General features: G+C 59.5%; 12 protein-coding genes. 10 read left to right on the top strand and 2 right to left on the bottom strand.

Going from position 1 to position 13,281, the window contains the following annotated elements:
- The first annotated feature begins 58 nt into the window (after positions 1-58).
- The 4 genes from cydD (at position 59) to AB5Y83_RS00995 (ending at position 4,482) form a co-directional block, all read left to right on the top strand.
- On the top strand, positions 59-1,828 hold the full coding sequence (gene cydD, locus AB5Y83_RS00980; protein WP_019445628.1) for a cysteine/glutathione ABC transporter permease/ATP-binding protein CydD: 1,770 nt from the start codon (positions 59-61) through the stop codon (positions 1,826-1,828).
- On the top strand, positions 1,821-3,551 hold the full coding sequence (gene cydC, locus AB5Y83_RS00985) for a cysteine/glutathione ABC transporter ATP-binding protein/permease CydC (protein ID WP_236368337.1): 1,731 nt from the start codon (positions 1,821-1,823) through the stop codon (positions 3,549-3,551). Before cydD ends, cydC begins: the two co-directional genes overlap by 8 nt.
- A 163-nt stretch (positions 3,552-3,714) precedes the next feature.
- Positions 3,715-4,086, top strand: coding sequence for an Rcs stress response system protein RcsF (gene rcsF, locus AB5Y83_RS00990; RefSeq protein ID WP_013723982.1), 372 nt, complete (start codon positions 3,715-3,717; stop codon positions 4,084-4,086).
- Between the two features lie 9 nt (positions 4,087-4,095).
- Entirely contained in the window at positions 4,096-4,482 is a 387-nt protein-coding gene (locus AB5Y83_RS00995; RefSeq protein ID WP_236368336.1) for a DUF488 domain-containing protein, read from the top strand.
- A gap of 160 nt (positions 4,483-4,642) precedes the next feature.
- On the opposite strand, the gene AB5Y83_RS01000 is transcribed toward AB5Y83_RS00995, so the two are convergent.
- Positions 4,643-5,641: an NAD-dependent epimerase/dehydratase family protein gene (locus AB5Y83_RS01000; RefSeq protein WP_368174537.1), complete on the bottom strand. Its 999-nt coding sequence runs from the start codon at positions 5,639-5,641 to the stop codon at positions 4,643-4,645.
- Between the two features lie 212 nt (positions 5,642-5,853).
- Between AB5Y83_RS01000 and tsaA the strand changes: the two genes are divergently transcribed.
- The gene (gene tsaA, locus AB5Y83_RS01005) at positions 5,854-6,558 is read left to right on the top strand and encodes a tRNA (N6-threonylcarbamoyladenosine(37)-N6)-methyltransferase TrmO (RefSeq protein WP_042081000.1); all 705 of its coding nucleotides are present in this window, start codon (positions 5,854-5,856) and stop codon (positions 6,556-6,558) included.
- Between the two features lie 288 nt (positions 6,559-6,846).
- Positions 6,847-7,395, top strand: a complete 549-nt coding sequence (locus AB5Y83_RS01010) for a cytochrome b (RefSeq protein ID WP_005350133.1) — start codon at positions 6,847-6,849, stop codon at positions 7,393-7,395.
- Positions 7,396-7,482: 87 nt separating this feature from the next.
- Here AB5Y83_RS01010 and AB5Y83_RS01015 read toward each other — a convergent pair whose 3' ends face one another.
- A complete protein-coding gene (locus tag AB5Y83_RS01015) occupies positions 7,483-8,163 on the bottom strand; it encodes a polymer-forming cytoskeletal protein (RefSeq protein WP_368174538.1) in 681 nt (226 codons plus the stop codon).
- A gap of 199 nt (positions 8,164-8,362) precedes the next feature.
- Between AB5Y83_RS01015 and AB5Y83_RS01020 the strand changes: the two genes are divergently transcribed.
- The 4 genes from AB5Y83_RS01020 to AB5Y83_RS01035 all read left to right on the top strand — a co-directional run bounded on the left by AB5Y83_RS01020 (position 8,363) and on the right by AB5Y83_RS01035 (position 13,280).
- The gene (locus AB5Y83_RS01020; protein ID WP_040066247.1) at positions 8,363-9,037 is read left to right on the top strand and encodes a response regulator transcription factor; all 675 of its coding nucleotides are present in this window, start codon (positions 8,363-8,365) and stop codon (positions 9,035-9,037) included.
- The gene (locus AB5Y83_RS01025) at positions 9,037-10,422 is read left to right on the top strand and encodes an ATP-binding protein (RefSeq protein ID WP_005338217.1); all 1,386 of its coding nucleotides are present in this window, start codon (positions 9,037-9,039) and stop codon (positions 10,420-10,422) included. Before AB5Y83_RS01020 ends, AB5Y83_RS01025 begins: the two co-directional genes overlap by 1 nt.
- A gap of 555 nt (positions 10,423-10,977) precedes the next feature.
- Entirely contained in the window at positions 10,978-11,598 is a 621-nt protein-coding gene (locus tag AB5Y83_RS01030; RefSeq protein ID WP_279489068.1) for a hypothetical protein, read from the top strand.
- Between the two features lie 23 nt (positions 11,599-11,621).
- Positions 11,622-13,280, top strand: coding sequence for a hypothetical protein (locus tag AB5Y83_RS01035; RefSeq protein WP_368174539.1), 1,659 nt, complete (start codon positions 11,622-11,624; stop codon positions 13,278-13,280).
- The last annotated feature ends 1 nt before the right edge of the window (position 13,281 follow it).

Raw genomic sequence — 13,281 nt, forward strand, 5'->3', positions numbered from 1 at the left:
GTTGCCAAGGCCAAACGGCAAGGATAGTCTTGCGCCACTCGACGCGAGGATGGTGGTAATGGATAAAAAAACACAAAAACGTCTCTATGGCTGGTTGCGCAAGCAATCGAGTCACGGTCGCCGCTGGATCACGATATCCATCGCTTTTGGCCTTGGCCAGGGCATTCTTATGGTGGCGCAAGCCTGGCTGCTGGCGACCCTGTTGCACGGCTTTATCATCGAAGGCTCAACGCCTGAGCAATCCATCACGCTCTTTATTACCCTGCTGCTGGTGACCCTCGGCAAGGCCGCGCTGGCCTACGGCCGGGAAGTGGCCAGTTTCAAGGCGGGCAGCGCGGTGCGCCAGACCATCCGCCAGCTGGTGCTCACGCGCTTGAGCCGTCTCGGCCCTGCCTATATCCAGCGCCGTCCGGCCGGTAGCTGGGCCAGCCTGTTGCTGGAACAGATTGAAAACATGCAGGATTTCTTCTCCCGCTATCTGCCACAGATGGCCATCGCCGTCTTTATTCCGGTGGTCATTCTGGTGGCTGTATTCCCGGTCAACTGGGCGGCGGGCCTGATCCTGCTGGGCACTGCCCCCCTCATCCCCATCTTTATGATCCTGGTGGGTGTGGGCGCCGCCGATGCCAACCGCCGCAACTTTCAGGCGCTGGCACGTCTCTCCGGCCATTTCCTCGATCGGCTGAAGGGGCTGCGCACCCTGCAACTCTTTATGCGTACCCAGGCTGAAGGTGACGCCATTCGCGACGCCTCGGAAGATTTTCGCGAGCGCACCATGGAAGTGCTGCGCCTGGCGTTTTTGAGCACCGCCGTGCTGGAGTTCTTCGCCGCCATCTCGGTAGCGCTGGTCGCAGTCTACTTCGGCTTCTCTTATATCGACCATCTGAACTTTGGTAGCTATGGGGTCAAGGTCACCCTCTTTACCGGCCTGTTCGTGCTGTTTCTCGCTCCCGAGTTCTACGCCCCGCTGCGAGAACTGGGTGCCCACTACCACGCCAAGGCGCAGGCTATCGGCGCTGCCGAGCAGCTGCTTGAATTCCTCGAAGCCGAGGTGAGCGAGCCGGCCGCAGGCACAGCGCCGTTCCATGCCGACAGCCCGGTCAAGGTAGAAGCCAAAGCCCTTGAAGTGCTGAGCGCCGAAGGCAAGGTGCTGGTCGGCCCCATCGACTTCACTTTGGAAGCCGGTTCGCGCACCGCCCTCATCGGCGTCAGCGGCGCAGGCAAGAGCTCGCTGGTCAACGCCCTGCTCGGCTTTGCTCCCTATCGTGGCGAGCTCAAGGTCAACGGGCAGGAGCTTGCCACCCTTGACATGAGCCAATGGCGCCTGCAACTGGGCTGGCTCTCGCAAAACCCGCAGCTGTTCCACGCCTCCTTGCGCGACAACCTGCTGCTGGCCAAGCCAACGGCCAGCGATGCCGAGCTGGAAGATGCCCTGAAACAGGCGCAGGCGTGGGAATTTGCCATGGAAAAGGGGCTCGACTATCCGGTCGGCGATCAGGCTGGCGGCCTCTCGGTCGGTCAGGCCCAGCGCCTCGCCCTGGCGCGCACCCTGCTCAAATCAACCCAGCTGATGGTGCTCGATGAACCGACCGCCAGTCTGGATCGCCACTCCGAACGCGCCATCATGAGCACCCTTGAGCAGGCGATGGCTGGCCAGACCCTGCTGATGATCACCCACCGCCTCGACCAGCTTACCAAGATGGACAAGATAATGGTGCTGGCCCGCGGCCAGCTGGTGGAGCAAGGCAGCTTCCAGCAACTTAGTTCTGGGCAGGGGCTTTTTGCCCGCCTGCTCTCCCAACGTTCCGGAGGTTCTCTCGATGAGTGATCTGTTGCCGTTTCTGCGCCTCTATCGCCAACACTGGCTCAGCCTCACCATTGGTTTGCTGCTGGCGCTGGTGACCCTGGCCGCCGGCATGGGGCTGCTCTCCCTCTCCGGCTGGTTCCTCTCCGCCGCCGCCGTGGCGGGGATGACCGTTGCGACGACCCATGCCTTTAACTACATGACCCCCGCGGGCGGGGTGCGCTTCTTCTCCATCGTCCGCACAGCCGGTCGCTGGGGTGAGCGGGTCGTGAGCCACGACGCCACCTTCCGGGTACTGACCCGACTACGGGTCTGGTTCTGGCAGAAACTCTCGCCGCTCTCCACCGGTACTCTGGCCGGTTTCCGTCAGGCGGATCTGCTCAACCGGCTGGTGGCCGACATCGATGCGATGGACCACGTCTATCTGCGGCTGATCACCCCCATAGGCGCGGCCCTGCTCAGCACCGCCGGACTGGTCTTCTTCCTGTCGTTTTTCGACAGTCGCCTCGCCCTCACCCTGGGTGCCATTCTGCTGTTTGGCATGATCGCCCTGCCGCTGGTGTTCTACTTCCTCGGCCGTCGCCCCGGTCAGGCGCTGATTGCCGAAAAATCGACCCTGCGTACCCGGATGGTGGACTATCTGGATGGTCAGGCCGAACTGCAGATGTTTGCCGCCGCCCCCAAGGCGCTGGTTGAGCTGCAACAAGCCGAGCAGGCGCTGCTCGCCGCGCAGGCCCGCATGGCCAAGGTAAGCGGGCTGGCCAACTTCTCGGTGCAACTGCTGAGCGGCTGGACCCTGACCCTGATGCTCTGGCTGGCCGGTCATGGAGTAGCGGGCGCTGCGCCCGACCCCATTACCGCACTGATGGTCTTTGCCACCCTGGCAAGCTTCGAGGCACTGATGCCACTGGCGGGTGCTTTCCAGCACCTCTCCACCAGCCTCACCTCGGCACGCCGCCTGAACGAGATCCTGCAAGAGGCAAAAGCCCCCGTGTGGGGCGACGAACAGACCCACGCCACCGCTGGCGCGCTGCAGATCAATGACCTCTATTTTGGCTACCCCGGCAACCCCCAGCCGGTGCTGCGTGGCTGCACCCTGCAGCTGCACGCCGGTGAGAAGCTGGCGCTGCTGGGCCAGACCGGCTGCGGCAAATCGACCCTGATGGGGCTGCTGACCCGTGAGTGGAGCCCGCAGGCTGGCAAGATCCTGCTGGGTGGCAAGCCGCTCACCGACTACAGCGAAGGGGCGCTGCGCGCCTCCATCTCGGTGGTGAGCCAGCGGGTGCATCTGTTTGCCGATACCTTGCGGGGCAACCTCAAACTGGCCGCCCCGACCGCCACTGACGAGCAGCTGATTGCGGTACTGACTCAGGTCGGACTGGCCAATCTGCTGGAAGATGAGGCGGGCCTTGACGCCTGGCTCGGTGACGGCGGCCGCCCCCTCTCAGGTGGTGAGCGTCGCCGTATCGGCATCGCCCGCGCCCTGCTGCACGATGCGCCGCTCTGGCTGCTGGACGAACCGACCGAAGGGCTCGACAGCCAGACCGAGCGGGAGATCATGGATCTGCTGTTCCGGCTCGGGGCTGATCGCACCTTGCTGCTCATCTCCCACCGTATGCTGGGGATGGAGCAGATGGACCGGATTGCCCTGATGGAAGAGGGACAGATCCGCCTCTGCGCCCCTCACAACGAGCTGCTGGCGGATGATTACTACCGCAGCCTCTATCAGCGACTGGCTCCGGTTTGATATCAGGCTGATGGGGGTCACACCCTGACAACCGGGCGCAAAACGGGGCTGGTCGCCGCAGGCGGCTGGCCCCTATAATGTCCCCCTCATTATTCAACAAGATGCCGACATGGAGCGCCTGCGCATTTCTACTGTCCTCATCACCGACACAAGATACGAGACGATGAAACGCCTGATCCTGATGATGCCCCTGATTGCCTCCGGCTGTGCCAACTACGCCTTCAACAGCAATCTGGATAAAGAGAACTTCGACGAATACTTCAAACCCGGTAGCGTGCGCATCTATGAACAAGATGAGCTGGCTGACCTCAACTACCTCTACCTCGGCACCATCGAGGGTGAATCCTGCCAGGCCGATGCCAACCAGCCGGTGCCCAACGCCGGTGAAGCGCGCACCCTGGCCCGCCGCCGCGCAGCCGACATGGGTGGCAACGGCGTCACCATCGACAAGTGTGCCGAGTTCAGCGACACCCCGGGCTGCCTGAAACAGGTGATCTGCTACGGGCAGGCACTGAAAGTGGCCGAAGAGAAGTAACTCGCTGTCATGGCCCTCGCTATCGTTCGCCTTGGCAGCCCGCGCCTGCCCGATGAGGGGCTGCGGATCGGCACGGTGCGCCGCCCGCCCCGCGGCGTACCCAAGAGCGAATTTGCCAGCCAGCATTGGTACGATGTCTGGTTTCCCAACCTGGCCCCCAGCAGCGAGACCATGAAGCTGGGGCTGGCAGCCGAGACACCCGCCCAATGGGCGGCGTTTGGCAAACAGTACAAGGCCGAGATGGCGCAACCTGCCGCCAGGCATGATCTGGCGCTACTGGCCGCCCTCTCTCATACCACCAACCTGTCGGTGGGCTGTTACTGCGAGCAGGAGTCCCGCTGCCATCGCACCATTTTGAAAGAGCTGCTGGTAGCCGCGGGGGCCACCATTCGCTAACTCGGTGAGCGACAGCAATGTGATGGGGAATCGCGTCAGCCTGTATTCGGCAACCATCAGACATTGGATAGACAGAGAGGGCATCCCGCGGGATGCCCTCTCTCGTTGTGTTCGCGCTAGCGCAGCAATTTTCGGCTGCAGCCGCTCGATGCACCCTCTCCTATTGCAGACTGGGCTCCAGCAACTGCTGCCGCAGCGAAGTCTCCTCGGCCTGAGTCATGGCATTCGCCGCTACCCCGGCGGCAGGCTCGATGGCCAGCCAATTGGCAAGGTCGGCGGAGGTCTCCTCCAGCGGCCGGAAGTTCAACCCCTTCACGATGGCCGCCTCGGCGCTTATAGAGCCGTAACCGGCAAACTCCGCCTGCGCGCAGGGCAGCAGGGTGGGATAGCTCTGCCAGGGCTCAATTCCGGCCGCCATCAGGGTCGACCAGGGCAACCACTCGGGCTGGATGGGGCGGGCGGGCTGCAACCGGGCGCTCAGCCGCTCCAGCCAGTCACTCAGGGTAATACCGGATTTGAGCAAGTTGAATGTGCCCCCCAACTGCTGCTCGGCGGCCCGCAGCACAAACTCGGCACAGTCGCGCACATCGAGATACTGCAAGCGATCCTCGCCACTGCCCGGCAGCAACCAGGGCCCGCCCTGCTGTACCCGCTTAATCCACCAGGCCATGCGCCCGGTAGGATCATGGGGGCCGCACAACACGCCCGGGCGCAGGATGCAAAGCCGCTCACCCCAGCGGGCGCGATACTCCTGCTCGCACAACACCTTGAGCGGGCCATAGTCAGTGGGCATTTCCCCTTCGGGGCTAGCATGCAGCGGCGCCGACTCATCCATTCCGGGCAGTGAGAAATCGCGATAGACGCTGATGGTGGAGATAAAGATCAGCCGCGCGCAGCGCCCGAGCAAGGCGGCCGAGAGGCTTGCCGCCTGCTCGGGGCGATAGCAGCAGGTATCGATGACGAGATCCCACTGCAACCCGGCCCCTTGCAGGGCGCTCAGGCTCTTGTCCCTGTCGCCGGTGAGCTGCACCAGATCGCGCCAGTCCGGATGCTGGTGCAGGCCACGGTTGAACAGAGTCACTTCATGGCCCCAATCCAGTGCCAGCGCGGTAAGGTGGCGCCCCAAAAAGCCGGTGCCACCGATAATCAGCAGTTTCATCCCTCTCCCTCCCCCTCCGGCGCGAGTGCGCATATTTCATCCTGACACGCCAATGCCTCCACCCTACGCAACTCGGCGTGCGGGCACAGCCCCCGACTGACCGGGATGGGACAGGGATCACGGCTGCGCCGCAGAAAAGGGCGTAGTGAGGCCAAGCCTGCGTTTTGGGGCCGCCTGTGCTAAATTGCCGGGGTTTTCAGTCAGGATCCGCCATGAAGTTCGAAATCGACACCCTCGGGATCATCCGCTCTCCCTACAAGGAGAAGTTCGCCATCCCCCGCCAGCCCGGACTGGTCAAATCGGCCCGCGCCCGCCTCGAGCTGCTCCCCCCTTACGATCAGCCGGATGTGCTGCGCGGCATCGAGCAGTTCTCCCATCTGTGGCTCAGCTTCGTCTTTCATCAGACCATGGCGCAGGGCTGGCACCCGACGGTGCGCCCGCCGCGCCTTGGCGGCAACGAGCGGGTCGGCGTCTTTGCCACTCGCTCCACCTTCCGCCCCAATCCGCTAGGGCTCTCGGTGGTCGAGCTGCACGGGGTCGGTCGCGAGCGTGGCAAGCTGTGGCTGGAGCTGGGAGCGGTGGATCTGCTCGATGGCACCCCCATCGTCGATATCAAACCCTATATTCCCTATGCCGACAGCCTGCCGGATGCCCGTGGTGGTTTTGCCCCCGACGCGCCCACCCCGCCGCTGGCGGTGAGCTTCAGTGCCGAGGCAGAGCAGCAGTTGCAACCTTGGCTCAAGGCTCACCCCGAGCTGCGCCAGCTGGTAAGCGAAGTGCTGGCGCAAGATCCGCGCCCCGCCTACAAGAAGGGCAAGCCCGATGAGAAGGAGTACGGGGTGCGGCTGTTTGACTGCAATGTCCGTTTTCGCATCAGCGAGCCAGATTGCGTGGTGCTGGCTATCGAGCCCGCCTGAACCTTGGCGGGCCGACATCACTGATGCTATTTCACGCCTTCTTCACGTCACAAGGGGCTTAATAAGCCTGTAAATTGTGTGGCATTGATCAGACTATCCACCCGGTTGCCAGTGATACCATGCAGACAGCAGAGGGCATCTCCTCTCTGACTGATGCCAGCGGCAGGCTATCAATGTATGGCAAGCATTGTAGCTCTGCTATTGCCGCCAAAGGATCTGGCCTCGCCCCGACACGTTTGAGTGCGGGGATGCCAAACGGATGTGACAGCACTTCGAAGGAACAAACCTATGCTGATGAACAGTGAACAACGTTATGGCACCCTGAATATCGGGCTGCACTGGCTGACCCTGTGGGCCATGATCGCCGTCTACGCCCTGATCGAATTTCGCGATATTTTCCCTAAAGGGGACCCTGGCCGTGATTTGATGAAGGAGTGGCACTTTATGCTGGGGCTGCTTATCTTCGCCCTGGTCTTTGTCAGACTGGCCCTGCGCTGGATGAGCCCGACGCCGCGTATCGTGCCCGAGCTCTCCCCGATCATGCACAAGCTGGCAAAACTGGCCCACCTCGCCCTCTACGGTTTTCTGATTCTCACCCCGCTGTTTGGCTGGCTGCTGCTGAGCGCCGCGGGCAAGCCCATCCCCTTCTTCGGGCTTGAGCTGCCTGCCCTGCTCTCCCCCAGTCCGGATCTCAAGGGGCTGATCAAGGAGGTGCACGAGACGCTGGGTAATATCGGTTACGCCCTGATCGGCCTGCACACGGTGGCGGCCCTCTATCACCACCATATTCTCAAAGACAACACCCTCACCAATATGCTGCCGCCGCGCCGCAGCTAACGGGTAACGGGGAAATGCAGAGGGGGCCATCGTGGCCCCCTCTCTGTTTTCCTTAACAACCGTTATCTGCACTACTGGCAAACGGCATCACGCCTGCTTGGCCAGCTCCTCGGTCGGCTTGCCTTTCGGCTCGTGCGGCAGCTTTTTCACATTGTTCTTGCTCTCCGGCTGCTTGCTCCCGGACGAACTGTTTTCAGACAAGGCTTGCAACACGGGATCGGCCTTGCCGGCCACGGTGGGCTGGGACTGGCCAACAAAGTTGCCGCCTTTGCAGATGGAGAGACTGCCCCCCTTGAAGATCCCCTGCATCTTGCCGCTCTCCAGGATCTCCACCTCGGCGGAGGTACAGGTGCCTTCCAGCAGACCATTGATGATCACGTGGGGCGCACTCACCTCTCCCTCAACACTGCCGCCCTGCATGATGCGCAGCACACCACCGATGAGCTGGATGGTGCCATTGATCTGACCGCGCACCTCCAGATCCCCCTCCACCTGCAACTCGCCCTTGAAGCGGGCACCGGCTGCAATCACAGTGGCCCCGGCCGACCCAGTAGCCGCACCACCTTTGTTTCTTCCAAACATCCGTACTCTCTCCACAAACCACACAAGCAGAACCAGCGGCATCGGCGCCACTGGCCACAGAAAACAGGGCGACCCCAGCACGTAGAGCAGCAAGGCTGCCCCCCAGCAGAGCCAGACAATATAGAGGAGGTCGCTGCGCTCACGCTGTTGCAGTCGCGCCAGCAGCCTCCCGGCCATCTCTCCCATCACATCAAACCTTTCGCAGCATGGCTGCCGACCAGCATGCCATCGACAACCCGGACCATGGTTAAACGACCAGTTGGTGCGAACTCTGAAGTCCCGCTGATTCAGTCCCGATACAGCCGGGATGCATTAGGATTCGAATTGACTCGAAGCGACATACACTTTCTAATTGACAGCCTGGATCCCTATGACCGCTCACATCATGAAAATTCTGTTGGTCGAAGACGACAAGCTGCTCAATCACCACCTCTCCTCTCTGCTGACCGAAGCCGACAATCAGGTCTACAGCACCGACCAGGCCGGGATTGCACTGCACTACGCCGCCGACTATCCCATTGATGTGGCCATCATCGACCTCGGTCTGCCCGATATGGACGGCCTGCAACTGATCCGGCAACTGCGCGAACGGCAGATCCCCTTCCCCATCATTGTGCTGACCGCCCGTGGCAACTGGCAGGACAAGGTCGAAGGACTGGAAGCAGGTGCTGATGACTATCTGGTCAAACCGTTCCAGAAAGATGAGCTGCTGGCCCGACTCAATGCGCTGGTGCGCCGCAGCGCCGGTTTTATCTCGCCCAAGGTGAAGGCCGGTGATTACGAGCTGGATCTCTCCCGCAAGGAGCTGACCATCGCCGGAGAAGTGGCGGTGCTCACCAGCTTTGAATACCTCATTCTGGAGTACCTGATGCGCAACGCCCGTCAGGTGGTCTCCAAGCAGCAACTGCTCGACCAGCTCTACGGCGACGGCGAAGGGGACCCCAACACCATCGAGGTAATGGTGAGCCGCCTGCGCAAGAAGCTGGATCCGGAAGGGACGATTCAACCCATCTCCACCATCCGGCGTCAGGGTTACATCTTCAACCTCTCCTGTAACTGATGCAGTTTCATCTACCGCGCCCCATCAAGATGATCCGCAGCTCACTGCACATCAAACTGCTGCTCAGCTCGCTGCTGGTCATCGCGCTGATCATGGGGTTTGCCGTCTACGCCCTCTACCTCGGCCACGTCGAGGAGCAGACCCAGAAGGCCAGCGCCCGGATGCAGGAGAACCTGGCCAAGTTGTTTTCCTCCACCGAGCCGGATGACAAGGGGTCGAACGTCGAGCTGGGGCGGATATCCCGTGGTGCGGGGGATCGCAACCTCGATACCCTGATCTGCCGCGCCGATGGCGATCTGGTCTGGTCGAGCCTCCATATGCCGGAGGTGATCAAGGCCAAACAGACCATCTGCGGCGATCTGATGAAGTATCTGGGGGGGATGGATCTCGACTACTTCTTCAAGAAGCACACCATCAAGAACGGCGAGAGCTACTTCGTCTACAGCCTGCGGTTTATCCGCAATCCCGGCAGCGGCACCACCGCCTACTACGTGGTGATGATCGACTCGGCCAAACGCTACCACGAAGAGTCCCGCACCTACCTCTACCAGACCGCCAAACAGGCGCTGCTCGCCTATATGCTGCTGGCCGGGCTGCTGCTGCTCACCACCTTCTGGAGCCTCAGCTCACTGCGCACCATCGCCCGTCAGATCGACGATATCCGGGCCGGCAAGCGCGATGACCTCTCGAGCGATTTTGAGCGGGAGCTGGCCCCGTTGACCGACTCCATCAACCAGCTGCTGGAAAACGAACGCCAGCAGACCCAGCGCTACCAGCACGCCCTCAACGATCTCGCCCACAGCCTGAAAACCCGGCTGGCGCTGATCCAGATCACCACCCGCGAAGTGAAGCTGGGGCGGGAGATCCACGACAACATCAACGAGCAAATCCTCACCATGGATCAGATGATCCAGTATCAGCTCAGACGAGCCGTGACCGGCCGCCAGCGCCTTGCCAGCAAGGGTACCGAGCCGGTACCGCTGATTGAAAAACTGCTGGCCAGCCTGACCAAGGTCTATCGCCACAAGAAGCTGCAAACCCACTTCAAGTTCGATGATGACGCCCTCTTCCACGGCGAACAGGGCGACCTGATGGAGCTGATGGGCAACCTGCTCGACAACGCCTGCAAGTTTGCCATCAGCGAAGTGAAGGTGACGGTGCGCCGCCATCTCGAGCGGCTGCGTATCGAAGTGGAAGATGATGGCCCGGGTATCGACCCGGCCAAATCGGAGCAGATCTTCCAGCGCGGCGTGCGGGCAGACAGTTCACCCGGTCAGGGCATAGGTCTGGCGGTGGTGACCGAAATCGTCCACAGCTACGGCGGCCAGATCCGGGTCGATGAATCTCCCCTCGGCGGCGCCCGCTTTACCCTGGACCTTCCCTGATTGGCATTGCCCTGCTCAGCCTTACAAGTGATGCCCTACCACAAGGCCCCCGACCTCGGGGGCCTTGTGGTTTCTGCCACCCAAGTTGTTTTAATTTATTGATCCGGCACTGATTATCACCCCGCAGCCCTTCCACCACCGGCTTCAATCGGTATCATGGTGGCGCGGCACAAAACTGCTTCCGGAGCCACACCATGAGCATTCGCTGTCAGAAGGGTGACGAATATCGATATGACTCGACTGAGTAAACACCCTAAACTACGGATGCAATAAGGGGTTGCGTATGATGATAAGGCTAATTTTTTACTAACAAGGTAGTAGCAGGCATGATGGCAAAAATAAACCTGAGCGACATCATCGGAGGCAGCATCATGCTCCGTTAGGGGCAGCTATCGCTCAGTTGTTGCTGCAACGCCCGCTCCCCCTAATGATCTGAGTGTGGCTGAGTTCTGTAATGGGTTAACGGCGTTGGCAAATTAGAGACATTCCCGATTTGGTAGCCTCGCCTCGTTCAATCCGCAGATTATATTAGTGCAGTGCGCAAGGATTGCTTTGATGAATATCGAATTAATCGATGGATTGGGATTGGATGCTGATGGCTGCCTAACCAATGCCAATGGTGGTGCCGTTCATCTGCGCCAAGGTGATCTGGATGGCGCATGTGGCCCCTACTGCGTGGTGATGGCTCTACTGGCACTGAATGTGCTGGATTCGAGCTCGCTACCTGCCATGAATCGGCTCGACTACCGTACCCGGATTGGTCGGTTATTTCGTGAAATCGAACGCTTACATGACCCCATGGTGACTCAGGGCACCACCATCGAGCAGCTCGAGGCGATGTTCGCCGTCTATCCCAATCTGGCTACTCGTACCTATGCCGATTCTCCGTCGGCAGTTTTGTCTCAATTGAGCCAAGCCCTGGCCGATCAGCACCCTGTCATTGTCGATGTGACCTCCCGCAAGAACGATGGCTTGAACCACTGGACCCTAGCGATAGGGCAGTGTGGCCAGTTTATCTATCTGCTCGATCCGGCTTATGAATTACCGGTGGCCAGCTGCTGGAACGCAGTTTTGAGTCGTCGGCCTCAGTCGAACCGCTACGGCTATCGATATATTAACCCCTGGATCAATCATGACGTTGAGGTCAACGTCATGCTGGAAATCTTCCCCAGATAAAAGCTTTATTCTCAGGAGTCAGAGTGAAACCTGTTATTCCCATTCATATCGGTGTTTCTGGGCACAGGGACATACCTGCTGAGGATCTCCCTCAACTCAAGCTGAGGCTCTGTGAGCGATTTACCAGACTCAAAGCGTTGCATCCCAATAGTACCATCAAGTTGCTCAGTGGCTTGGCCGAAGGGGCTGACCGGGTCGCCGCCTATGCAGCATTAGAAGCTGGGCTGGAACTGGTTGCCGTGCTGCCGATGCCAGAGGCGTCATACCTAGAGGATTTCGTCTCTGAGGAGTCCAAAGCTGAGTTTCATCGGTTGTTAGCGCTTGCGACCGTGCTTCAGGCCAATCTACAACCACCTTCCGTGCGTGATGATGGCTATGTCTATCTGGCCCGGTTTCTGGTGCGCCATTGCCAACTGATTGTTGCCCTGTGGGATGGTGTTTGTGAGCAGCCAACCGCGGATGGCTCCATGGCTATATTGCCGGGCGGCACGGCCGATGTGGTGCAGATGAGTGAGCAGGGCATCAAGGTCAACGAGGACGTGTTATTGACCGCGCCGGAAAAGACCCCGGTAGAGCATCTCTGGACACGACGACTAAAGCACGCACAACTCGGAAACCCGATTGTGAAGCCGGAGTTGGTAGCTACCTGGGCGGGCGCGCGTAGTCAACCGGTGGACCCCTATCCCGTGATGCAGGAGATAGATGATTTCAATCGTCATGCAGCCCAAGAGATCACGGGTCAACAACTTGCCCAAAGCAAAGAGTGGCTATTATCCGGCTCTGTACCTGAACAGTTGCAGCAAAACTGCACCCACCTTCTGGATATATATGCTGCGGCAGATGCGTTGGCAATCAAGCGGCAAAAACAGCGTGAATCATCAATTCGATGGATCACTCTGGTAGCCCTGATTTCAATTTTTTGTCAGCAGGTCTACTCTGGACCCGATATGCGTTGGTTCTGGCTCGCTGGCCATATTACGCTGGCCGTAGTGGCTTGGTGTGCATTCCGTTTCTTTTTTAAGGGAAAGATGCCACGTGAAGAGCAATTTATTGAGTGGCGTGTATTGGCTGAAGGTTTGCGTGTGCAATTTTTCTGGTGCGCATTGGGCCTGAAATATGTAGCCTCTGATTATTACCGTACCAATCGACTGGGAGATGTGGATTGGATATCTCAGTCGATTCGAAATTTGATGATGGTGACCGAGTTGTCGGCAAAACCCGATGTATCATGGGTAAAGCAGGCATGGGTTGCAGATCAGGCTAAATACTTCGATAAAGCGAAGAACAGAGATCTGGCGAAAATAAACAAATGGAATAAAGCGGTATTGATGACGTTCGGTTGTGCCATTGGGATGACTATTGTCACTTTGGCGGCTGATTTGTTGGAATTGGATGGTCTGTGGCTGAATATCATGGTCTTGATCTCCGGTATGTCTTTTGTAGTCTCAGCCTTAGCCAAAGCCTTTATGAGCCAAATGGGATTCGAAGAAAATGTATCGCGCTATGAGCGTGCAGCAGCAATATTCAATTATGCAGAGCAACAAATTGCGCGGGCGATTGCTCAAGGTGATGAATCCTTGGCCCAAGAGTTATTAAAAACCTTAGGCTGGGAAGCGCTATATGAAAATGCGGCTTGGCTGCAAATGAATAGAACTAATGAATTCGAAGTAAATATTGCATAAG

The organism is Aeromonas sp. R5-4, from assembly GCF_040908215.1.
Lineage (GTDB): Bacteria > Pseudomonadota > Gammaproteobacteria > Enterobacterales > Aeromonadaceae > Aeromonas > Aeromonas veronii.

Bases quoted from the DNA above. Each gene is read 5' to 3' on its own strand.
- cydD (WP_019445628.1), top strand. From the start codon at position 59: ATGGATAAAAAAACACAAAAACGTCTCTATGGCTGGTTGCGCAAGCAA.
- cydC (WP_236368337.1), top strand. From the start codon at position 1,821: ATGAGTGATCTGTTGCCGTTTCTGCGCCTCTATCGCCAACACTGGCTC.
- rcsF (WP_013723982.1), top strand. From the start codon at position 3,715: ATGAAACGCCTGATCCTGATGATGCCCCTGATTGCCTCCGGCTGTGCC.
- AB5Y83_RS00995 (WP_236368336.1), top strand. From the start codon at position 4,096: ATGGCCCTCGCTATCGTTCGCCTTGGCAGCCCGCGCCTGCCCGATGAG.
- AB5Y83_RS01000 (WP_368174537.1), bottom strand. From the start codon at position 5,641: ATGAAACTGCTGATTATCGGTGGCACCGGCTTTTTGGGGCGCCACCTT.
- tsaA (WP_042081000.1), top strand. From the start codon at position 5,854: ATGAAGTTCGAAATCGACACCCTCGGGATCATCCGCTCTCCCTACAAG.
- AB5Y83_RS01010 (WP_005350133.1), top strand. From the start codon at position 6,847: ATGCTGATGAACAGTGAACAACGTTATGGCACCCTGAATATCGGGCTG.
- AB5Y83_RS01015 (WP_368174538.1), bottom strand. From the start codon at position 8,163: ATGGGAGAGATGGCCGGGAGGCTGCTGGCGCGACTGCAACAGCGTGAG.
- AB5Y83_RS01020 (WP_040066247.1), top strand. From the start codon at position 8,363: ATGAAAATTCTGTTGGTCGAAGACGACAAGCTGCTCAATCACCACCTC.
- AB5Y83_RS01025 (WP_005338217.1), top strand. From the start codon at position 9,037: ATGCAGTTTCATCTACCGCGCCCCATCAAGATGATCCGCAGCTCACTG.
- AB5Y83_RS01030 (WP_279489068.1), top strand. From the start codon at position 10,978: ATGAATATCGAATTAATCGATGGATTGGGATTGGATGCTGATGGCTGC.